21 protein-coding genes, 1 pseudogene and 2 riboswitches are annotated in these 21,284 nt (G+C 36.4%); of the genes and pseudogenes, 21 read left to right on the top strand and 1 reads right to left on the bottom strand.

Annotated elements, in window-relative coordinates; translation table 11 throughout:
- Nucleotides 1-110 precede the first annotated feature (110 nt).
- The 7 genes from K9V48_RS12560 (at nucleotide 111) to K9V48_RS12590 (ending at nucleotide 6,173) form a co-directional block, all read left to right on the top strand.
- Nucleotides 111-905 carry an alpha/beta fold hydrolase gene (locus K9V48_RS12560; RefSeq protein ID WP_224139336.1) on the top strand — a complete coding sequence of 265 codons (795 nt, stop codon included), beginning with the start codon at nucleotides 111-113 and terminating at the stop codon, nucleotides 903-905.
- Nucleotides 906-1,334: 429 nt separating this feature from the next.
- Complete coding sequence (gene egtB, locus K9V48_RS12565; protein ID WP_224139337.1) at nucleotides 1,335-2,621, top strand: ergothioneine biosynthesis protein EgtB; 1,287 nt, start codon at nucleotides 1,335-1,337, stop codon at nucleotides 2,619-2,621.
- Nucleotides 2,618-3,592, top strand: a complete 975-nt coding sequence (egtD, locus tag K9V48_RS12570; RefSeq protein ID WP_224139338.1) for an L-histidine N(alpha)-methyltransferase — start codon at nucleotides 2,618-2,620, stop codon at nucleotides 3,590-3,592. Before egtB ends, egtD begins: the two co-directional genes overlap by 4 nt.
- Before the next feature lie 334 nt (nucleotides 3,593-3,926).
- On the top strand, nucleotides 3,927-4,529 hold the full coding sequence (locus K9V48_RS12575) for a DUF421 domain-containing protein (protein ID WP_224139339.1): 603 nt from the start codon (nucleotides 3,927-3,929) through the stop codon (nucleotides 4,527-4,529).
- Nucleotides 4,530-5,128: 599 nt separating this feature from the next.
- A complete protein-coding gene (locus K9V48_RS12580) occupies nucleotides 5,129-5,428 on the top strand; it encodes a hypothetical protein (RefSeq protein WP_224139340.1) in 300 nt (99 codons plus the stop codon).
- Nucleotides 5,429-5,598: 170 nt separating this feature from the next.
- Nucleotides 5,599-5,907, top strand: coding sequence for a hypothetical protein (locus K9V48_RS12585; protein WP_224139341.1), 309 nt, complete (start codon nucleotides 5,599-5,601; stop codon nucleotides 5,905-5,907).
- Nucleotides 5,908-6,005: 98 nt separating this feature from the next.
- The gene (locus K9V48_RS12590; RefSeq protein WP_224139342.1) at nucleotides 6,006-6,173 is read left to right on the top strand and encodes a hypothetical protein; all 168 of its coding nucleotides are present in this window, start codon (nucleotides 6,006-6,008) and stop codon (nucleotides 6,171-6,173) included.
- Nucleotides 6,174-6,272: 99 nt separating this feature from the next.
- Here the strand turns inward: K9V48_RS12590 and K9V48_RS12595 are convergent.
- Nucleotides 6,273-6,977, bottom strand: a pseudogene (locus K9V48_RS12595) (DUF421 domain-containing protein).
- Nucleotides 6,978-7,307: 330 nt separating this feature from the next.
- Here K9V48_RS12595 and K9V48_RS12600 point away from each other — a divergent pair.
- From K9V48_RS12600 to K9V48_RS12665, 14 genes are all read left to right on the top strand, one after another.
- Nucleotides 7,308-7,685 (top strand): hypothetical protein, encoded by a 378-nt coding sequence (locus tag K9V48_RS12600; protein WP_224139343.1) that lies wholly within the window; start codon nucleotides 7,308-7,310, stop codon nucleotides 7,683-7,685.
- A 529-nt stretch (nucleotides 7,686-8,214) separates the two neighbouring features.
- A riboswitch (cobalamin riboswitch) is annotated at nucleotides 8,215-8,403 on the top strand.
- Nucleotides 8,404-8,545: 142 nt separating this feature from the next.
- A complete protein-coding gene (locus tag K9V48_RS12605; RefSeq protein WP_224139344.1) occupies nucleotides 8,546-9,088 on the top strand; it encodes a cob(I)yrinic acid a,c-diamide adenosyltransferase in 543 nt (180 codons plus the stop codon).
- Nucleotides 9,089-9,107: 19 nt separating this feature from the next.
- A complete protein-coding gene (locus tag K9V48_RS12610) occupies nucleotides 9,108-10,490 on the top strand; it encodes a cobyrinic acid a,c-diamide synthase CobB (protein WP_224139345.1) in 1,383 nt (460 codons plus the stop codon).
- On the top strand, nucleotides 10,477-12,000 hold the full coding sequence (locus tag K9V48_RS12615) for a cobyric acid synthase (protein ID WP_224139346.1): 1,524 nt from the start codon (nucleotides 10,477-10,479) through the stop codon (nucleotides 11,998-12,000). The genes K9V48_RS12610 and K9V48_RS12615 overlap by 14 nt, the downstream gene beginning before the upstream one ends.
- A complete protein-coding gene (cobT, locus tag K9V48_RS12620) occupies nucleotides 11,997-13,070 on the top strand; it encodes a nicotinate-nucleotide--dimethylbenzimidazole phosphoribosyltransferase (RefSeq protein ID WP_224139347.1) in 1,074 nt (357 codons plus the stop codon). Before K9V48_RS12615 ends, cobT begins: the two co-directional genes overlap by 4 nt.
- Nucleotides 13,071-13,129: 59 nt before the next feature.
- A riboswitch (cobalamin riboswitch) is annotated at nucleotides 13,130-13,328 on the top strand.
- Nucleotides 13,329-13,465: 137 nt separating this feature from the next.
- Nucleotides 13,466-14,464: an ABC transporter substrate-binding protein gene (locus tag K9V48_RS12625; protein ID WP_224139348.1), complete on the top strand. Its 999-nt coding sequence runs from the start codon at nucleotides 13,466-13,468 to the stop codon at nucleotides 14,462-14,464.
- Nucleotides 14,427-15,491 carry a FecCD family ABC transporter permease gene (locus K9V48_RS12630; protein WP_438803891.1) on the top strand — a complete coding sequence of 355 codons (1,065 nt, stop codon included), beginning with the start codon at nucleotides 14,427-14,429 and terminating at the stop codon, nucleotides 15,489-15,491. Before K9V48_RS12625 ends, K9V48_RS12630 begins: the two co-directional genes overlap by 38 nt.
- 2 nt (nucleotides 15,492-15,493) lie before the next feature.
- Nucleotides 15,494-16,960 carry an adenosylcobinamide amidohydrolase gene (locus K9V48_RS12635; RefSeq protein WP_224139349.1) on the top strand — a complete coding sequence of 489 codons (1,467 nt, stop codon included), beginning with the start codon at nucleotides 15,494-15,496 and terminating at the stop codon, nucleotides 16,958-16,960.
- Nucleotides 16,957-17,910, top strand: a complete 954-nt coding sequence (gene cbiB, locus K9V48_RS12640) for an adenosylcobinamide-phosphate synthase CbiB (protein ID WP_251525887.1) — start codon at nucleotides 16,957-16,959, stop codon at nucleotides 17,908-17,910. Before K9V48_RS12635 ends, cbiB begins: the two co-directional genes overlap by 4 nt.
- Nucleotides 17,911-17,930: 20 nt before the next feature.
- Nucleotides 17,931-19,013: a threonine-phosphate decarboxylase CobD gene (gene cobD / locus K9V48_RS12645; protein WP_224139350.1), complete on the top strand. Its 1,083-nt coding sequence runs from the start codon at nucleotides 17,931-17,933 to the stop codon at nucleotides 19,011-19,013.
- Nucleotides 19,007-19,537 carry a bifunctional adenosylcobinamide kinase/adenosylcobinamide-phosphate guanylyltransferase gene (locus K9V48_RS12650; RefSeq protein ID WP_224139351.1) on the top strand — a complete coding sequence of 177 codons (531 nt, stop codon included), beginning with the start codon at nucleotides 19,007-19,009 and terminating at the stop codon, nucleotides 19,535-19,537. Before cobD ends, K9V48_RS12650 begins: the two co-directional genes overlap by 7 nt.
- The gene (cobS, locus tag K9V48_RS12655) at nucleotides 19,525-20,316 is read left to right on the top strand and encodes an adenosylcobinamide-GDP ribazoletransferase (protein ID WP_224139352.1); all 792 of its coding nucleotides are present in this window, start codon (nucleotides 19,525-19,527) and stop codon (nucleotides 20,314-20,316) included. The genes K9V48_RS12650 and cobS overlap by 13 nt, the downstream gene beginning before the upstream one ends.
- Nucleotides 20,268-20,897 (top strand): histidine phosphatase family protein, encoded by a 630-nt coding sequence (locus K9V48_RS12660; protein ID WP_224139353.1) that lies wholly within the window; start codon nucleotides 20,268-20,270, stop codon nucleotides 20,895-20,897. The genes cobS and K9V48_RS12660 overlap by 49 nt, the downstream gene beginning before the upstream one ends.
- Nucleotides 20,861-21,280, top strand: coding sequence for a bifunctional adenosylcobinamide kinase/adenosylcobinamide-phosphate guanylyltransferase (locus tag K9V48_RS12665; RefSeq protein ID WP_224139361.1), 420 nt, complete (start codon nucleotides 20,861-20,863; stop codon nucleotides 21,278-21,280). Before K9V48_RS12660 ends, K9V48_RS12665 begins: the two co-directional genes overlap by 37 nt.
- Nucleotides 21,281-21,284: the final 4 nt, after the last annotated feature.

Here is a 21,284-nt window from a genome sequence, read left to right on the forward strand (position 1 = left end):
AACCTAAAATTTGTAACATACAAGGAATGATAAGAATGAATCTTTTCATAAAAGATTAACCCGAACTATAAAACAGTTGATGTTAATCTATTTTGGAGTGATAGACAAATATGCCATCAAGCAAAATAAACGATAATAAATTTTTGTGTTATGAGGAATATGGTCAGGGAATACCAATAATATTTATTCATCCGCCGGGGATGGGAAGTAAAGTGTTTTATTACCAGCATGATTTGTCTAACCATATGAGGACTCTCTTTCCTGATTTAAGCGGACATGGAGAAAGTGATAAAGTTGAACAAGAAGTATCTATCTCCTATTATGCAAATGAACTATTACATTTTATGGATGCATTAAACATAAATAAAGCAGTTATATGCGGTTATTCTGCTGGTTGTCTAATTGCTCAACATATTGGAATTTATCATCCAAAAAGAGTAGAATTAATGATTTTATCGGGAGCTTATCCTGTAGTTAATGACTTTTCCTCTAAAACATTACATAAAACTGGAATATATATGGTGAATCGACACCTGCATTTGTTAATAAAAGTCATTGCTAGAAGTCACACTAAAGATAAAGCGCTAAGAGAGATTCTGATAAATCATATGAAGAAGGCGAATAAAAAAGTTTGGTACCAGTATTATCTGGCTTCGTTACAATATAATTGTTTAGAAAAATTAGATTCTTTAACAATGCCTTTGTTGTTTATATATGGCGCAAAAGGAGATTGGACTAGCCGATATTTAACGTATTATAAAAGCAAATGTAAACATGCCGAATTCTTTTTATTTGAAAAACAAAGTCATCAATTGCCTACAAAACAATGGAAAGCTTTTAATGAACTAATCACAAGGTTCGTATTGAACAATGCTAATTTAAATAAAAACGGATTGTTAGAGTAAAAAATTTGCGGGATAATAAATACCTATATTTTCCAGTAATGGGTATTTACAGCTGAAGACTATGGGCAAGCTTTAAAGAATCGATATCCAGGTTATTATCTTCTCTCTTATAAAAAGTAAACGGATACTGTTCTGAAAATTTAAAAAACATATGCTCCTGGGTTAGTCAATATGGATATAATATAAATATCAAGATAAGTTAATAATAAAACCGACAAACACAATTTTTTTGAAAAACCGCCAGCCGTCCAAAGCTAAGGCGGTTTTTCTCATTTTTTTAAATTTCGACATTAATGAAAATTAGCTGTGGAAGATCATGGAGGAAAATTTATTCTGATTCTTTGATTCAACTCATACATATAAATGGGAATTTAAAATAAGGTTTGATCAAGGGCTGTGTGAAGACAACTATTCTTTGTTAAGGAGGAAATGAATAAGCAAATGATCATTGAGACGCATAAACATTCCAAAGCGATTGAATTTAGGTTTACCTCGATCAGGAAATTTACGGAGCATATTGTAGAACCCCTTGAAATAGAGGATTTTACCATCCAGGCGATACCTGATGTTAGTCCCGCAAAATGGCACTTAGCACATACCACATGGTTCTTTGAAACTTTTGTTTTGGTCCCGAATAATCCGTCATATAGGGTGTTTCATCCCAGATTTGACTATCTGTTCAATTCATATTATGAAACAATTGGGAATCCGTTTCCTCGCCCACATCGCGGTAGGCTTACTCGTCCATCTAAACAAGAAGTTATGGATTATCGTCATTATGTAGAAGAACACATCCTGAACTTGTTAAAAGAAAGCGACGAGGAACTACGATCAAAGATTGGACCAATTATTGAAATTGGTTTAAACCATGAACAGCAGCATCAAGAACTACTGTTTACAGATATAAAATATAACTTTTATGTGAATCCTTTACGCCCAGTCTATCGTAAAAAAACACAGTCATCTACTTCTGTAAATCAACCTTTGAATTGGGAAGTGTTTAAAGAAGGGCTCATTAAAATCGGCCATAACGGAAAAGGTTTTTCTTTTGATAACGAATCACCTCGGCACAAAGTATGGCTTGAATCATACGAAATAGCCTCACGTCCGGTGACAAACGGGGAGTTTATCGAATTTATCGAAGATGGCGGTTATGAAAAAGTGGCATACTGGTTGTCTGATGGATGGATGGCCGTAAAAGCGGAGGGATGGAAAGCCCCTCTATACTGGGAAAAAATTGATGGGGCATGGTACAATTTCACATTGTCGGGGATGCGTGAAGTAGATAAGAATGAACTGGTAGCCCACGTCAGTTATTACGAGGCCGATGCTTACGCAAGATGGGCAGGCAAACGGCTGCCGAGAGAAGCAGAATGGGAGAATGCCTTTTCAAATCAAGAAATTAAAGGGAATTTTGCGGAGTCAGGTTTTTATCATCCATATGTAGGTCAGGAAGTAGAGAATAATGGTTTACAAAAGGGTTTTGGTGATGTTTGGGAATGGACGATGAGTCCTTACATACCATATCCGGGAAACAAACCATTGGATGGCGCACTTGGAGAGTATAACGCCAAATTTATGTGCAACCAGATGATTTTACGCGGAGGTTCTTGCGTGACCCCTTTATCTCATATTCGTCTGACATACCGTAACTTTTTTCAACCGGAAAAACGCTGGCAGTTCAGCGGTATTCGTTTGGCAGGCGACATAATATGAACGTACAGAAAACATCCGTTAAACTTTTAGATGTGCAATCAAATACAGAAAACTTTCGTCTGGAGGTCCTTACCGGTTTGAACAAGGAGCCGAAACAGCTTGATTCAAAATGGTTATATGACGAAAAGGGCTCCAGCTTGTTTGAAAAAATCACGACGTTGCCGGAATACTATCTGACGCGAACAGAACTGTTAATCTTAAGACGTTATGCTAAAGAAATGGTCTCTTTTTTCGGGGAGCGTGCAATTTTAATAGATTTGGGCAGCGGCAGCAGTGAAAAGGTGAAGATTTTACTGGATGAGGTACCTGATCTCTCAGCTTATATTCCTGTCGATATTTCAAAGGAATTTTTAAAAGAATCAGCCACAGCTCTTGCCAGTGAATACCCGAGCCTAAAGGTAACCGCCGTTTGCGCTGATTACACCAAACTTTTTGATCTTTCGAGCTTCAATCAAGAAGGGAAAATGATCGTTTTCTTTCCAGGTTCAACGATTGGTAATTTTGAGCCAAGTCATGCCGAGGCTTTTTTTAAGCGGATTTCCAAGATGTTAACAAAAGGGGACGGCTTACTCATTGGAATCGATATGAAGAAAGATCCTTCGATTCTCAATCGGGCCTATAACGATTCATTTGGAATTACGGCCGCTTTTAATTTGAATGTATTAGCAAGAATCAATCGTGAACTACAGGCAGATTTCCAGCTTCATCAGTTTGAACATTATGCCTATTATAATGAAAAACATGAAAGGATAGAAATGCATATTCAAAGTTTAGTTGATCAGGTTGTTACAATTGACAGGATGCCAATTCTGTTTAAAAAAGGGGAAACAATTCATACTGAAAACTCGTACAAATACGATGTAACCACATTTAAAACAATGGTTGAGAAAAACGGGTTTAAAACGGAAAAGGTTTGGACGGACCCTGATTCCTTTTTCAGTGTCCATTATCTGACTTTAAGCTTCCCATGAGGTACTGAACTACACAAAAGCTAAGCGCGCTTTGGCTAAATCTATAACAACCTTTTAAATCAACAAGGCGATGCAAAAGAAAGCGTCGTCTTGTTGATTATTAATCGTACTCATCTTAATGATAGGTATTTAGAAGAACATGTTCTTCCATATTTTTGATGATAGTACTTATATATTGAAAAATAACACGATTAAGTATGTTTTCAAATTTACGTGACAGAATAATATGTGTATTTTTTATGGATAAGTAAATTAAAATGAGGTTGGAAAAATGTTCATTTTTATCGGGAAGTTAATTCTACTCTATGGTCTGGTAATTATAGGAATGCGCTGTATGGGAAAAACGGTGTTGGCTCAGTTGACCCCACCTGACCTTGCTGCCATTGTGTTTCTCATTACGTTATCTGTTAGTCCCCTCAAAGTCAACGGAATTGGACAGGCTATTATAGGGATCGTTACTATTGTTGTTATGTACCTGTTATTATCTAAATTAAGCCTTTTTCGCTTGTTAAACCGGTTGTTCATCGGCCATCCGAGCATATTAATCAAGCATGGAAAAATCTCTAAAAAAGAATTACGAAAAACTCGCTTTTCTCTTGTAGAGCTATTATCAGCTATTCGGGCTGCAGGATATCCGAACATACAGGATCTCGATTACGTAATACTTGAACCAAATGGAAATCTTAGCATATTGCCTAACCAAGCTGTTGTTAATTTGACCCCAAGACACTTAAATATTGAAACGGACTATCAAGGCTTGCCGATTGCTATAATAGTCGAAGGGAAAATCCAACATAAAAATTTACGATTAATTCATAAGGATGAAAAATGGCTTCAGGAAGCGCTGGAGAATAAAGGATTTCACCAACTCAATAACATATTTTATGCGGCAGTCAGCGATAAAGATCATTCTTTAATTATCGATACCGGCAATTAGAACGCTGATTTACATATTGAATGCAATAAATATAATTAGGAAAAACATCAATCTATTTAAATAAAGTTAATATGTAAGTAACTGGAAAAGGTGTTATTGCCGTACAGTTGTTTAATATTAATAATTTTTTGTATTAAATGGACTAAAAGTACTTATCGAAAAAGCGGTAAAAAAATCAGGCAAAAAACGAGCCTACTAATGAGCTCACCTTTGTAGATAAATAGGGTTAGGGTTATACAAGAAAGTTCTATAGGCTATAGCTAAGATTTTAAATGATAGAAATATTTTAAGTTTTTGATTACAGTCATTTGAGATTCCTCTTTGTAGTGTAACATCGTTTAATTTGACCTTAATATTTCGAGATATGGCAGGTAATAATTAGGGAATAAATATACAGGAAAATGTCTACCATAAGTATACTTATAGTAGGCGAAACGATTGTTAGGTTTACGCCTATAAAGTGCCGTAATTTAGGGGGGAATCGCCCCAAATTTTAACACATCATATAAAACAAAGGTATTAGAAATTACCAACACTATTTTCTATAGATTTAATACAGAATATGATTGTCTCAAAAAAAATCTCAGGAGGTAATCTGAATGAACAATTTAAACACTCTTTTTTCATTAATAAGAGGAAGAAGAAATTTACGCTTCTTTAATATTTTTAGAAATAGAAGAACGAATAACGGCAGTATGATTTTATGGTCAATACTTGGATTAACGGCACTTGGAGTGATTGGTAGCCGCAATACAGAACGGGGACAGAAAATTCAAGAAGGCTATAACAATCTTCGAAATAATCCAAGAATACCGTTACAAAACTCAGTAAAATTTGCTACTGAATTCGCAGAAGAAGTAACACCTGAAATTTTAAATAAAAACAATAATAACCAATAGAGTTTTTTCAGGTAGGGGCTAACTCAAAGTGGATAGTCCCTTTTTAAATAAAATCCAAAATAAGACATGTTCGACTTTGGATATGTAGGCAAATGCCTCTTCCCTAGGATATTCGTGGAACATAGTATGTTATTGAATGTAATCATTAACTAGAAAGGGGAGTAAACATGATGAGCCACTTATATCCTTACCACATGTCTTATTATCAACCACAGCATGTCAGCCAATTTCCGCAATTCCCTCAGTCTGAAATGTGGGCAAAACAACTAATTAAACAACCTTTATACCCTCATTTGAAACCACAAGTATTAAATTACATTGACCCTTTTGTGAAATATGGCCTAAAAGAGGCTACTGCTACCTCATATGAGCATGCATTACAAGAAGTTGCTGCGATGAGCTACTTACTTGGTAAAGGAATGGATCCGCATACTGCCTATTTAACAGTTGAATCTTGGGAAATGAATGAAATGTTTTGAAAATTTTTTTTATATTTTTTAAAGTACCCCCAATACATGAATAACAAAATGATATTTTCTTATACTAAGGTCGAAAACCGATAGAAGGAGGATATCGCATGACTGAACAAAATCGCTCTGCCATTGACCGAGGGCGTAATACAGCAAAACGTGGAGTTGAAGCAACTGGTGATGTTGCAAAAAATGCTATTGATGCTGTTGAAAATGCTGGAAAAGCAGTTGTTGACCGTATTTCCGAGGCAGTTAAAGATGTTACTGTGAGATAATTTTTTAAGTATTAGTAGTAATAGTTGATCGAGGCTGTCTTAAAGGATTCGATCCCTTTGAGACAGCCTCTTATTTCATTCTAAGCAATAAGGTAAATTCTATTTATACAAAAAGATTTTAAGATTTTCATTATTATCAATAGTTGCCAATATGACATCATTTATATTGACGTTATATGTATTGTTTAGTTTATTTAATATCCATTGTTCGTCTTTTCCAAGCTGTTTTAACGCATTATAATCAATTTTTCGCTCCTTAATAACCGTCTTAGGAAAATCAAAAGGTTTAATCGTTAATGTTAAATCAGCAGGTGTGATTGGCTGATGTTGAGGATTTAAAAAGATCGATATCGTTCCTCCGGGTTCCCATTATGCAAGTGCTACTTTTTGAATATCTTCCGTTTTTTCTTTTCGTAATTCAGATAAAAGAATATCAATTGTTATCCTTGCTTTTAGTAAATTTTTATAATGAATTTGTCCATTTTCTATAAGCGGGATGGGGGAAGGATCAAAGATTTTTCGTATTACATTCCACCTTAAGCTCAGGTAAATCCCAGTCACATATAAAATAACAAGAACACTCATCGTTATCATAGAGCCTTCTAACCCTAACTTCTCATCTGATAAAGGGTGAGCAATAATGTTTCCAATAATTAATGCAATAACAAAATCAAGAAATCTCAACTGTGAAATGGATCGTTGTCCCATTATTTTTGCTATAAATATAACAAAGAAAAAAACGACTACTGCTCTTAATGCCCACTGTACAGCAGTAAGTGATTCTTGACTGGTAAAGAAATTCATGACATCTCTCGTCCTTATTGATTAAAAACATTCTATGTTTACAATTAAACATATTTATCACAATTACTTTTTTATTATTATTCTTTCCTTGATATGTATCCTAAGGTTTATAATCTTAGCAGATATAATTTTTGGTACGCATAAACAGGGAGGAAGGAATAAAAGAAGCTTTTTCTTTTGCAGAGCTAAGGATAGTATGCAATCAAAGTTTTATTCAGTTATATTTTTTGGAAATAGCAAAAATTGTAAGATCAATTTAATACTAAGAAATTGTTTTATGTACATATTAAAATTGTGTTTCACCAATTTAAAAATATGGAGGTTAAAACAATGAAATACAAGTGGCAACTCTCTATTTTATCTGGTTTGCTTTCTGTAAGTTTTTTAACAGCATGTAATTTGGGGAATAACGAGATGAATGAGCCAGATGAAGTAGATTTTCGTCCGGTACGTTATGACCGTGACAACAACATAAATGATAATAATGACTTTCTGGATAATGATCGAACTGATGAAAGAGACATTGACCCAACAGATGTAAGGAATGACCGTGACAATGAACTTGACTTAAATAATAATAGAGGCCCTGATTTAGATTTAGACCCAAGAGATGTACGTGAAAAAGGTGAGCCTGATACACCATTTAACATGGATGAAGAAGAACCAGACTTAGATGAGGAACCATCCGAAGAACGAAGAGGTAATTAATAGCCGTCTAAATTGGTATCGTAAATTTCATCATGCTTTTACTTTAAATTTTAGTGTGTTTTATGACTATTCTTTAATTACTTAGATGTTAAGCGGAGCTTTCTCTTTCATAAAGTTAGTTGTTTAGACTTTGAAGTATTTAAAAGATGCATGGCACCCAAAAACAAACTAAGATTCAAAAATATATTATTTTCTTGGTTTTCCTTTTTCTTTTCCCCTTAACCTAAGTTAAGGGGAAGCATTACTGTAATGAAGAAAAATGAGGTTTGAGCATAAGGGTTTTAATCATCGGCAAGGTCCATAGAATTGTACATCTGTTTGGTCTCCTTGTAACTACATGAACAAAGTTGATTCACTTTAGCATCAAAAATTAATGAAAATTGTGAGGATAATATGTTAAAGTAGCATTGACATTTTCAAGTGAATTTAATTACCTTTTTTTAAATATCTCATAATAAATAAACTTGTAATTATACCATTTTCATTTACAAGCATCTACACTTCTCATATAATGACAATGACAAAATAAATTGAATATTCACAAATAGGTTTTTAACAATGTTAAGAATAATAGGGAAGTTGGTGTAAATCCAACGCGGTCCCGCCACTGTAATCACGGAACGACGCAACAAATGCCCACTGTAATCGATTTATGGGAAGGGGGTTGTGTTTGTAAGGATGTGTAAGCCAGGAGACCTGCCTGTTTGTGTAATTCAAGTATCCTTCGAGGAAAGGAGATTTGAAAGATAGAGTGCCTATTTTTATAGGATTTTTCAATTTACACTCAATCTTTTAATCTCTCGTCTTTCCCTATTGGAAAGGCTTTTTTATGTTCTAGATCATTTGGAGGGAGTATGTAAATGAAAGAAAAACAAAGAGGGTTAACACTCATTTATACAGGCGATGGAAAAGGGAAAACAACTGCTTCAATTGGTCTATCGGTTCGTGCAGTTGGACACGGGTTGTCGGTGAAGATTCTACAATTTATTAAATCCAAAGGAAGATCATATGGAGAGCAGATATCCCTTGAAAAGTTAGGGGTAGAAATTGTTCAGCTTGGTGAAGGGTTTACATGGACAAAAACACCTGATGTACACCGAAAAGCACTGGAATCTGCTTGGACGGTAGCCAAAGAAACGGTCATGTCCGGTAAGTATGATGTAGTCGTTTTAGATGAACTAAATAATGCACTAGCTATCGATTCATTTCCAGTTGATGATGTCTTGCCAATCCATGAGGTAAAAGAACTTATTCAAAATAAACCACAACATGTCCACTTAGTCATTACAGGTAGAAATGCAAAAGAAGAAATTAAAGAATTAGCAGATCTTGTTTCAGTCGTAGATGTAGAAAAGCATTATTATGATGAAGGTGTAAAAGCCGTTAGAGGGATAGAATTCTAAAGATAAAGGGTGGATAACTATGTCGATTCAACGACTAGTCATTGCAGGGGTTTCAAGTGGAGTTGGTAAGACCACCTTTACTATCGGTTTGATGGCCGCACTTAAAAAAAGAGGATTAAATGTTCAAGGATTTAAATGTGGTCCCGATTATATAGATCCGAGTTTTCATACGGCAGTTACGGGGCGGATTTCACGTAACCTAGACAGTTGGATGTTTTCAAATGATGTGTTGAAAGAAGTGTTTGTTAATGGAAGTAAAGGAGCAGATATTTCAATTATTGAAGGTGTAATGGGGTTTTATGATGGAAAGTCAGCTAACACAAATATTGGATCAACTGCTGAGATAAGTATGTTACTAGATTGTCCAACTATATTAGTTGTAGATTGCAGTAAGATGGCGAGAAGTGCTGCGGCCATTGTCAAAGGGTTTCAACTTTTAGATCAACGCACAAACATTGTAGGTGTTATTGCAAACAAAGTCGGGAGTATAGGGCATTACCAAATCATAAAAGAAGCAGTTGAACAAGAATGTGGAATTGCAGTATGTGGTTATTTATTAAGTGATTCTAGCATAAAGATGCCGGAAAGACATTTAGGTCTTGTACCTTCTGTAGAGCGAGGGGACTTAAATAATCTTTTTTTAAAATTAGCAGAAGTAGTTGAAGAAACGATCGAAGTCGATCAGCTTTTGAAGCTAAGTAAGAGAAAGCCAATTGAAGTTAATGAATCGCATACTATATTCAAAAAGCGTTCTTCTAAAGTGATCAAACTTGCGGTCGCAAAGGATAAGGCCTTTAATTTTTATTATCAAGAAAACCTTGAATTGCTAGAAGCTTATGGGGCAGAATGTCTTTATTTTTCACCATTAAATGGTGAGACCATTCCAGAAGAAGCTAACGGACTATACATAGGTGGAGGATTCCCAGAACTATTTGCAGCAGAACTCTCAGCTCAAAGTGCTGTCAAACAATCTATTAAACAAAGAATTGACCAAGGATTACCCACGTTAGCTGAATGTGGTGGTTTTATGTATTTGTCGGAATCAATCGAAACCATTGATGGGAAAATACATCCAATGGTAGGAGTCATCTCTGGGAAAATGAAAATGAATAAAAAGTTAGCAGCAATTGGCTACAGGGAAATTACAGGTCTATCTGGGAACTTCTTGTTTCATAACGAGTTCACTGCACGGGGCCATGAGTATCATTATTCTTCATTCCATTCTAATGAAGCGATCCCTTATGCTTACCATACGAAAGGATCCTTTGGTGAAGGTGAGGAAGGCTACTTAACGAGGAATGTCATCGCGGGTTATACACATATTCATTTTGCATCCTATCCAGCATTAGTTGAAAACTTCATCCAAAAATGTGTGGAGATGAAAAAGAATGACTCACAATAAAGCGCTCCCTATCATGGTCCAGGGAACTCATTCAGATGCAGGAAAAAGTGTAATAGCAACAGCATTGTGCAGAATTTTTGCTCAGGATGGGTTTCGTACAGCACCATTTAAGTCGCAAAATATGTCTTTAAATTCCTATATTACACATGATGGAAAAGAGATTGGCAGAGCCCAAGGCGTTCAAGCAGAAGCAGCTGAGATCGTCGCCACGACAGATATGAATCCGATCCTAATTAAACCTACACGAGATGATGAGGCGCAAATTGTTGTTCACGGAAAACCACTCAAAAACATGAAAGCTTTTAGTTATAGAAATGACTACTATGAAACAGCGAAAGATATTATTGAAAAATCATATCAAAATCTAGCTTCTTCTTTTGAGAGGATTGTGATTGAAGGTGCGGGGAGTCCTGCAGAAGTGAACTTAAATGATCGAGAGCTTGTCAATATGCGTGTCGCTAATATGGCAGATGCTCCTGTACTATTAGTTGGAGATATTGACAAGGGCGGTGTTTTTGCAAGTCTTGTTGGTACATTGCAGCTTCTTTCCCCTCAAGATCGCGATCGTGTTGTTGGAGTCATTATCAATAAATTTCGTGGCGATCTTGCGCTTCTTGAACCAGGATTATCATGGTTTGAGGAGTATACTGGAAAACCAGTATTAGGTGTAATCCCATATATTAATGATTTGTTAATTGATGCAGAAGATTCCTTAAGCATAGGGAACTACAGTCTACACAAAAATAAAGATAAAGAACTGGATATCGCCGTTATTAGCTTTCCCAGGATTTCTAATTTTACAGATATTGATCCCATTAAATTTGAACAAGATAGTCATGTGAGGTTTGTTGAAAAAGCCAATCAGTTGGAACAACCTGATGTGATTATTTTACCCGGAAGTAAAAATACAATTGATGATCTCATGTACATAAGGGAAAAAGGCTTAGAGCAAGAAATTATTAGAGCACATCAAAATGGCGCGGTCGTCTTTGGCATTTGCGGTGGATACCAAATGCTTGGAGAAACGATAGAAGACCCCTATCAAGTAGAATCAAAAATAAATTGTGCAGAAGGTTTGAAGTTGATTCCAATCCATACGACATTAACAAGGGAAAAGACAACGGTTCGATCAGCAGGTACACTGCATCTAGCAGGAGAAAAAGCGAACGTAACTGGATATGAGATTCATATGGGAAACACAACCCACCTTTCAAGCTTACATTCTCTCATTCAATTAAATAATAGAGAAGATGGAAGTAAAAATGTATCGGAAACATGTATGGGAACGTATCTTCACGGTATTTTTCATAATGATCATTTCAGATGGTTATTTTTAAATCATATTCGAAAAAAGAAAGGACTTCAGCCTATTGGTAATCGGGAATCTTATGATGACAGACAATTTAATGAATATAACCGTTTAGCTAAACATGTACGAGGTGCAATCGATATTAAAAGACTCAATCAAATAATTGAACAATTTCCAAAAAGAAAGAGAGATCATTTATGAGTGCATATATAGAAATACAAAAGACGCTTCAATCAATTCAAGCGCTTAATCATGAGAAAATGGAAGAAGCAAGAGAGCATATAAATACTTTAACAAAACCGGTAGGAAGTTTAGGGAAAATAGAAGAGCTAGCAATTCAACTTTCGGGAATAACAAATCAAGTATATCCTGTGGTTACCCGTCCAGGAATTGTCGTTTTTGCAGCTGATCATGGGATTAGTGAGATGGGTGTATCGGCTTATCCCAAAGAAGTAACGGCCCAAATGGTCTATAACTTCCTAGATGGTGGAGCAGCTATTAATGTTTTTGCAAAGCAAATAAATGCTTTGTTAAAAATTGTTGATATTGGAGTAGCGGAAGAGATTAATCATGAACAGTTGCTTCATAAAAAGGTGAAATACGGTACAAATAATTATCTGTATGAAAATGCCATGACAGAGGCCGAAGCTACACAGGCCCTATTAGTGGGAATGGAAACAGCTCAACAATTGCTTGACGAAGGAGCAAGATGTATCATCGTCGGTGAGATGGGAATAGGCAATACGACAACTGCTAGTGCGATTGCATCGGTTATTACCGGCTGTTCAGTAGAAGAAGCAGTTGGATTAGGGACAGGGATTTCTAATGAAAACAGGAAAGAAAAGGTATCGATTATTGCAAAAGCTTTGGAAGAAAGAAAACCAATTCGAAATGATGCAATTGACATATTAATGAAGGTAGGAGGGCTTGAGATCGCTGGAATGACTGGTGCGATCATAAAAGCTAGTGAAAAAAGGATTCCAATTATCCTTGATGGTTTTATAAGTACAACTGCTGCTCTATTAGCTGTTCTTCTAGAAGAAAAGGTGAAAGATTATTTGATTGCCGGTCATTTATCAAAAGAGCAAGGTCATTACCATGCTTTAACATTCTTAAATAAATCTCCACTCTTAGATTTAGGGTTAAGATTAGGCGAAGGAACTGGGGCTGCACTTTCTTTTCCGTTGCTTGAAGCAGCAACAAATATGGTGAAAGAAATGGCTACGTTTCAATCAGCTGGTATTGCGAATGAAAGACAAGAGGACAAATAGAAGCAACTATTTATTTACAATTATCACATGTTCCTTTATAATGTTGCTGTCACAAAAAAACGAATATTCAAACAATAGGTCCTTAAATTCGATAGAGTTTGAGGTTAATAGGGAAGATTGGTGTAATTCCAACGCGGTCCCGCCACTGTAAACGTTGAATTTAGCTTATATATACTCACTGTATACATCTATATGGGAAGGGTTTAGCTATAATGTTGATGCGTAAGCCAGGAGACCTGCCTTTTGTTTCGTAAGAAGTATCCTTCGAGGAAAAGGGTGGCTTTCAAATGCTGGTGTCGTCTGATGGTTACATAGCAATCACCATTTCCTTTGCATTTATCGCCTTTTTCAATGAATAGGCGTTTTTTTGTGGGAAAAAACAAGGAGTGGTAAAAATGACAACACCTGGAATAAAGAAATCTCTTTTTTTAAGCATCATGTTTTCTATGATGATTGTGTTCATGATTGGTTGTGGAGTTTCAGAAGAAAAAGCAACCGATGAAAATGATACAACTGTCGAATCTAACTCTACAAATGAAGCAAAGGACAATTCTGACTTCCCAGTTACAGTTGTTGACGGGACAGGCGAAGAGGTAACGATAGATTCAGAACCTCAAACGATCGTATCTGTTATCCCAAGCAATACAGAAATTACATTTGCATTAGGTCAAGGTGATAAGGTAATTGGTGTAGATGAATACAGTAATTATCCTCCTGAAGTGCAAAAAATCGAAAAAATTGGTAATCAAGAAATGAATGTAGAAAAGATTTTGGCGTTACAACCTGATCTTGCGTTGGTAACCGATTTCCAACATGAAAACAATGCCGAGATTCTACAGCAATTTAAGGATGCTGGAATTGACGTCATTGTAATCGGAAGTGCAGAATCTTTTGAAAATGTATACAATACGATTTCGTTAATTGGTCAAGTAACGGGCGCACCTGAAGAGGCTGAAACCATTGTCCAAGAAATGAAGGATCGTTTAGCTGAAATACAAGAGAAGGCAAAAGCTGTAACAGAAAAGAAAAGAGTGTGGGTAGAAGTCTCTCCTGCTCCAGATATTTTTACAACAGGTCAAGGTACGTTTATGAATGAGATGTTAGAGGTAATTAATGCTACCAATACTGCTGGTGAAAAAACAGGTTGGGTTAAGCTGACAGAAGAAGAAATTGTGACATTAAATCCGGAGGTTATCATCACAACTTATGGATATTATGTTGAAAACCCTGAAGAAGGTGTATTGAGCCGTGCTGGCTGGGATGAAGTTCCTGCTATCAAGGCAGAGCAAGTCTTTGATGTGAATAATGATACGGTTACAAGACCAGGGCCGCGATTAATTGATGGGGTTGAGACGCTTGCTAAGCTCATTTATCCGGAAGTCTTTAGTGAATAAAATTATTTGGATGTATATTTTTGGCGGAGTGTTTGTACTTTGTACAGCACTCCTCGGTTTATTAATTAGTAGTGTTCACTATCCAATTCCGGTCATTATAGATGTATTATCGTCTAAATTATTTGGATTTACCATCTTTGGTGAGGAGATTCAAAAGACTGTAGTGACGATCATATGGGAAATTCGTTTTCCTCGCGTTTTATTAGCGCTTTTTGTTGGTGCTGCTCTATCACTAGCAGGGGCAGCCTTTCAAGGGTTATTACGAAATCCGCTAGCCGATCCTTATACGATTGGTGTTTCTTCAGGGGCATCTTTGGGTGCGGTTAGTGTTCTATATTTTCAAATTTCAATTTCACTCCTCGGTAATTATACACTACCGGTTATTGCGATTTTAAGTGGTTTGTTCACGATGTTAATTGTATTTGCGGTGACACATTTTTCAAATCGTAAGCTTTCGATTGAGACGATTATCCTTGCCGGTATCATTGTAAGCTCATTTATTGGAGCAGTTATTTCACTTGTCATATCATTAAGTTCACATGAAGACACCAGGCAGATCTTATACTGGTTAATGGGGAATATAGGAATGAGAGGCTGGAGTCATGTTAAATTAATCGTTCCCTTCTTTATTATTGGTGCTTTTCTATTAATAGTACGTTCACGAGAATTAAATGCGTTTGCCCTTGGAGAAGAATCTGCTGAACATATAGGAGTAAATGTACAAAGGGGGAAGATTTATATTTTAATTGGAGCATCTTTACTTACCGGAGCAGCTGTATCTGTATCTGGATCGATCGGTTTTGTCGGTTTGGTTATTCCTCATTTTATTCGTTTATTAATAGGTCCAAATCATCGGCATGTCCTACCTTTATCGATGTTGGCGGGTGGGGGGTATTTGATTCTTGCTGATTTGATCGCTAGAACAATTATCGCACCTAGTGAACTACCAATAGGAGTGATCACCGCACTGATCGGAGCTCCAATCTTTGCGTTATTATTAATTAGAGAACGCTTCGGAAGGGGCTAGACATGCTTGACATAAAACACTTATCAGGTGGTTATCAACAAACATCGATTATACGAGATATAACACTTACAATTGAAACAGGTAATTTTTATGCATTGATCGGTCCAAATGGAAGTGGAAAAACGACCCTTTTAAAGTTAATAACAGGTGTGTTACAAATTCAGGATGGAACAATTACGATTTTTAATCAGTCTCTTCATAACTATTCTGCATTAGAACGAGCAAAAATGATGGCTGTCTTATCTCAGGAAGCTAACGTTGAATTTGATTTTCTCGCTGAAGAGATTGTTATGCTCGGACGTTACCCTCACCAAAAAGGTTTTTTTAAAAACATCTCCAAAAGAGATCGTATTGTCGTTGAAGAGGTGATGAAGCAAACCGACGTATTTCAATTTCGTCACCAACCATTTAAAAAGCTAAGCGGTGGCGAGAAGCAACGCGTTTTATTAGCGAAAGCACTTGCGCAAGAGCCAAAGATTTTGTTTTTAGATGAGCCTACCAACCATTTAGATATTAAACATACGGTAACGATGCTTCAGCATCTTAAGGAATATCAACGGAAGAATAATCTAACAATTGTTGCTATTTTACATGATTTGAATACAGCGGCACTATTTGCAGACAAGATTGGATTATTAAGCAGAGGAAAATTAGTTGAGACAGGTGAACTATCTATTTTACAAAATGAAGAACAGCTGAGAGACGTATATGAAGTCGCGATTAAAAACAATTATCATCCCATTATTCCAAAACCGCAAATTTCTGTAGTACCTAATCAAGAAGAACAGCAGAATCTAGGTCTAGAGTATGAATTAAAGAAAACGGATCGATATATCCATCTGGCATTTAACAATCCACTACGAACAATATCAAACGGTGTACTAGGCGAAGGTTTGCAGTGGTGCAAGAACTTTTGTAATTTTAATGTGCGAAAAGATTATAATGGTTCATATCCTAAAGGGGATATCATTAGCTGGCTAAGACAAGAGGAAATCTCAGAGTATGATACGGTGGGAATGATGACAGCGGTTAACTTGAAAGATATGAGTATCGTTCAAGCGGAATACGAAGGGGTTAAGATTCTAGCAGTCATAACAGCAGGAGTTGGAAATGCTGTTGATATTACAGAAAAAGCCGTTGTTGATGCAAGTTTTCAAATCGGAACAGTAAATATCATGGTCTTTATTGATGCTCATTTAACTGATGGTGCTTTAGTAAATGCTGTTCAATCTGCTACAGAGGCAAAAACGAAAGCCTTTATTGATTTACATATTAAAGATGCTGTAACTGGTACCTTTGCTACAGGTACATCGACAGATTGCATACTCATTGCTGCTACACAAAGAGGTGAACCAACACCATATGCAGGATCGGGAACAGTGATTGGTAAAGGAATTGGTTTAACAGTTTATAAAACGTTGATGGAAGCTTTAAGAAAATATGAGAAACGAAGTGAAAAGCAACTATGAATTTCTTTGATTTTCACTATTATATGATAATAGGGGCGATTATTTTAGATTTATTAATCGGCGATCCTAGATGGATTCCCCATCCGGTTATCATCATCGGAAAGTGTATAAGTTTCTTCGAAAAGATCTGGAATAACGGGAAGTTGCGAAGGATGAAAGGGATATTATTAACTTTGATGATTGTTGGTGGGACTTTTCTTTGCGTTTACATCCTTCTTTATGCCATCAATTTCATCCATCCATTCGTTAAGGTAATCGTTGAAATCTATCTCATTTCGACAACGATTGCGATGAATGGATTACATAAAGCAGGGAAAGAAGTGGCGAGGCCTTTGTTGAAGGGCGACCTTGTTTTAGCTCGAAAAAAGCTAGGCTACATCGTTGGCCGTGACACAGAAGAACTGCCACCTCACGAAGTGGTTCGTGGCACGGTTGAAACGATTGCTGAAAATACGGTTGATGCGATCATCGCTCCGCTCTGCTGGGCACTTATAGGTGGAGCGCCAATGGCAATGGCTTATCGAGCAGCAAACACATTAGATTCGATGGTCGGTTATAAAAATGAAAAATATGAACAGTTTGGTTGGGCTTCAGCAAGATTTGATGATGTTGTTAATTGGATACCAGCACGGTTAACTGCCACCTTAATGTGGCTTTTCTCGTGGTTCGTTCCTAAATCTCAGAAGTGGAATGCACTTGTTGTAATCGTTCGTGATGCTAAGAAGCACCCAAGTCCTAATAGTGGATGGCCGGAAGCGATGATTGCAGGGTTGTTAGGCATTGTTTTAGGAGGAATGAATAAGTACCAAGGAGTCGTCTCCTACCGAGCGGAGATGGGGAATCCTTATCGAAGGCTTGAACCTACTGATATTCGAAAAACGATTATTTACATGCATGGTGCTTGGATGATGTTTGTTTTACTACTTTTCCTATGTGCTACTAATCTTTAGAAAAGAAAGGCGTGATAGAAATGAACTGGCCAGAGCATGGGGGACAACCTAAGAGGATTTTTGAATTGAATGGAATCAAAAACGATGATCGATACTTTGACTTTAGTGCAAATATTAATCCTCTTGGTCCGCCACCAGTGTTAAAAGAACATTTAGTTGAAGCGTATAATCAATTAGAAAGGTATCCTGATCCAGACTATCGAGAAGCTACGAAGTTAGTTGCTGTACATGAAGGTCTAGTGCAAGAACAAGTACTTTTAACAAATGGAGGATCTGAAGCAATCTTCCTCGTTGCACAACAGTTTATAGGGAAAAAAGCATTAATTATTGAACCAACATTCTCTGAATATGAACGGGCTTGCCAAGTGTATAATTTATCAGTTACTCATCTTTCTCTTCAGCTTGAACATAATTTTTCATTTCCGCTTGAAAAAGTTTTACACAAAATCGAAAAGGTAGATGTCGTATTTTTATGCCGTCCAAATAATCCGACAGGAACTGTTATCGATTTAGAAGATATTAAAGCTTTGTTGAATAAAGGTGTCGAGTGTCAAACGACGATCGTTGTTGATGAGGCATTTATTCACTTTTTACCATCACAAATCACTGACTTAGCGTTTTTAATAGATACATATTCTAATTTAATTCTACTTAGGTCATTGACAAAAATTTATGCGATTCCAAGTTTACGACTAGGCTATATGATCGCTAGACCAGAGATGATTACAAGATTGAAGAGAAACCAGATTCCTTGGAGTGTAAATGGAATCGTTACTGCATTATTGCCGAATTTATTTACACAGGAATTGTTTATAGATGGAACGAAAGCTTGGTTGCAAAGACAGTTGAAAGTTTTGACATCTGAACTTTCAAGATTAGGATTTTTTTATTCCCCAACACTAGTTAACTTTTACTTATTAAGGGACCAGCATGCAGATAGTGAGCAACTGTTTCGCTACTTATTAAAGAATAAAATTATTCCACGCCATACCCATAACTTTAAAGGGCTTGATGGCCACTATTTACGTTTTGCTGTTCGTAGCGAAGATGAAAATAGCTATTTACTTAAAACGCTAAGTAGGTGGAGAGAAAAAACATGGTAACGTTTATCTCCGGAGGTGCTCGTTCAGGAAAAAGTTCTTTTGCTGAGAAATATGCTCTTCAATTTATACATGGTCTCAATGAAAAATCTTTACTATATTTAGCCACAGCAGAACGTACAGATCTTGAAATGGAACAAAGAATTGCTCGGCATATTAGAGAACGTGAATCGATTTGGCATACAATTGAAGCCCCGCTACATATAACAAACGTATTACAAAATGTAAACGGACAGGAAGTCATTTTATTGGATTGCCTAACTATTTGGTTAAATAACATGATGTACAAGGAGAAAGCTGATTTACCTTTGATGATGAGCGAAGTTTCAAACTGGTTCCGACTATCGGAGAAAAATCAACTGGAATTGATTATTGTATCAAATGATGTTAACGAAGGCATACCAAATGATAACTTATTTGTCCATCAATACATCTATAATCTAGAAAAGGTGCACAATCTTATTACATCTAAGGCAGACTCAGTTTATCAGGTTGTCGCAGGAATTCCGATTAAATGGAAAGGTTGATCAGCATGAAGCATTTCGTTCAAGGTTTAATTTTAGCGATGCAGTTTTTAACCCGTATCCCTATTCCTATTGCATGTCCGTGGGAAAGGCAATCAATTAAAGGAGCACTTTCATCGTTTGGAATTGTCGGTTTAATCATTGGAGGTATATTGGCTCTGACCCTTTCGATTACAGACACAGTATTTCCTGAATGGATGAGCGCACTTCTTATCGTAACGCTATGGGTGTTTTTAACAGGAGGGTTACATCTAGATGGCTTAATGGATGTGGCAGACGCAGTTGGCTCAAATGCTCCACTAGAGAAGAAGCTTGTCATCATGAAAGATCCACAAGTAGGGAGCTTTGCGGTACTTACTGCCATTTTCCATCTTGTATGGAAAGTAGCTTTTATCTATGGGTTTCTTACTTACCCTGATATGGAGCTTCAACTGTTACTATTCTGTGTCATCTTAATCCCTGCATGTAGCCGATTAATCCCACTTTTTTTACTTTATTATGTACCAGTAATGAAGCAGGAAGGACTTGCCTACCAATGGAAGCAGCATATTTCAGTTCGTGAGGTTTTTATAGGGACAGCAATTGTCTTCATCTATACACTCCTTTATCCATACATGTTCTTGATCTTCTTATCTTACTTCGTATACTTCTTTTTCATTCGTATCTGGATTTTGAAAAATTTTAAGGGGATTAATGGTGATATTCTAGGTGCATCAATCGAAGGAGGGGAATTATGGGGACTCTTCATACTATGGATGTATACTTGGTTCGTCATGGGGTAACAAGATGGAACATCGAAAAACGATACATGGGCCATTCGAATGAACCATTGATTGATCAGGAGCTTCACATGTTAAATCCATTGCGAAGCACTCTTGAGATGATCTCTTTTGATTTTTGTTATAGTAGTGATCTGAAGCGGTGCATAGACACATTCAAGTATTTACTTCCAAATGAACTCGTTTGTTTAGATTTTAGATTAAGGGAACTACACTTTGGTGATTGGGAAGGCTTGACCTATGACAATCTTAAAAGTGATAAAAACTATCAAGAGTGGTTAAGTGATTGGAAGGAGAAAGCACCACCAAATGGGGAATCGTTTATACAGTTTAATGGTAGAATTAGCACTTTTCTTGCAGAACTACATACTCAAAATCATTTAACATCTATTAATAGCAATGTACTTATTGTAACTCATGGAGGAGTAATCCGTTCAATTATGAAAAGCTTTAATTTAACAAACACATTTTGGGAGCTTCATGTTCAACATGGAACAGCATATCGTTTGTCACTTCAACAACAAAGGGGGAAATGGATTTGCAACTCGTGGTCGGTGGTGCCTATTCTGGAAAAAGAAAATTAGTGCGGGAACAATATGATGAAATAACATGGCACAGTGCTTATGATGAAGATCAGTTAACGAACTGGAAGGTTAAATTTACTTCAAGCTCGATGCTCGTTTTAGAAGGTTGGGAAAAATGGATACAGCATGAATTGTCTTCAAATTCTACACTTGATGAAGTGAGAGTTTCCTTTTATGGATTGATTGATGAAATATGTGAGCTAGAGAAGATGCACGGAAAGCGTGTTATTTTCATCATTTTGGAGATGGGCAGAGGCATTGTACCAATGAATGAAGAAGATAGGAACTTGCGAGATGTATCTGGCTGGATTCTACAGTATGCAACGAATAAGGCTGATACCGTCCAATATTGTTGGCATGGTTTATCTAAAACAATTAAATAGATAG

It is taken from the genome of Metabacillus rhizolycopersici, from assembly GCF_020075705.1.

What these genes read in the sequence shown, in the direction of transcription:
- egtB (WP_224139337.1), top strand. Translation starts at nt 1,335, where the DNA reads ATGAATAAGCAAATGATCATTGAGACGCATAAACATTCCAAAGCGATT.
- cobS (WP_224139352.1), top strand. Translation starts at nt 19,525, where the DNA reads ATGGAAAGGTTGATCAGCATGAAGCATTTCGTTCAAGGTTTAATTTTA.
- K9V48_RS12650 (WP_224139351.1), top strand. Translation starts at nt 19,007, where the DNA reads ATGGTAACGTTTATCTCCGGAGGTGCTCGTTCAGGAAAAAGTTCTTTT.
- cobD (WP_224139350.1), top strand. Translation starts at nt 17,931, where the DNA reads ATGAACTGGCCAGAGCATGGGGGACAACCTAAGAGGATTTTTGAATTG.
- K9V48_RS12625 (WP_224139348.1), top strand. Translation starts at nt 13,466, where the DNA reads ATGACAACACCTGGAATAAAGAAATCTCTTTTTTTAAGCATCATGTTT.
- K9V48_RS12600 (WP_224139343.1), top strand. Translation starts at nt 7,308, where the DNA reads ATGAAATACAAGTGGCAACTCTCTATTTTATCTGGTTTGCTTTCTGTA.
- K9V48_RS12585 (WP_224139341.1), top strand. Translation starts at nt 5,599, where the DNA reads ATGAGCCACTTATATCCTTACCACATGTCTTATTATCAACCACAGCAT.
- K9V48_RS12575 (WP_224139339.1), top strand. Translation starts at nt 3,927, where the DNA reads ATGGGAAAAACGGTGTTGGCTCAGTTGACCCCACCTGACCTTGCTGCC.
- K9V48_RS12580 (WP_224139340.1), top strand. Translation starts at nt 5,129, where the DNA reads ATGAACAATTTAAACACTCTTTTTTCATTAATAAGAGGAAGAAGAAAT.
- K9V48_RS12610 (WP_224139345.1), top strand. Translation starts at nt 9,108, where the DNA reads ATGTCGATTCAACGACTAGTCATTGCAGGGGTTTCAAGTGGAGTTGGT.
- cbiB (WP_251525887.1), top strand. Translation starts at nt 16,957, where the DNA reads ATGAATTTCTTTGATTTTCACTATTATATGATAATAGGGGCGATTATT.
- K9V48_RS12605 (WP_224139344.1), top strand. Translation starts at nt 8,546, where the DNA reads ATGAAAGAAAAACAAAGAGGGTTAACACTCATTTATACAGGCGATGGA.
- K9V48_RS12560 (WP_224139336.1), top strand. Translation starts at nt 111, where the DNA reads ATGCCATCAAGCAAAATAAACGATAATAAATTTTTGTGTTATGAGGAA.
- egtD (WP_224139338.1), top strand. Translation starts at nt 2,618, where the DNA reads ATGAACGTACAGAAAACATCCGTTAAACTTTTAGATGTGCAATCAAAT.
- cobT (WP_224139347.1), top strand. Translation starts at nt 11,997, where the DNA reads ATGAGTGCATATATAGAAATACAAAAGACGCTTCAATCAATTCAAGCG.
- K9V48_RS12615 (WP_224139346.1), top strand. Translation starts at nt 10,477, where the DNA reads ATGACTCACAATAAAGCGCTCCCTATCATGGTCCAGGGAACTCATTCA.
- K9V48_RS12660 (WP_224139353.1), top strand. Translation starts at nt 20,268, where the DNA reads ATGGGGACTCTTCATACTATGGATGTATACTTGGTTCGTCATGGGGTA.
- K9V48_RS12635 (WP_224139349.1), top strand. Translation starts at nt 15,494, where the DNA reads ATGCTTGACATAAAACACTTATCAGGTGGTTATCAACAAACATCGATT.
- K9V48_RS12590 (WP_224139342.1), top strand. Translation starts at nt 6,006, where the DNA reads ATGACTGAACAAAATCGCTCTGCCATTGACCGAGGGCGTAATACAGCA.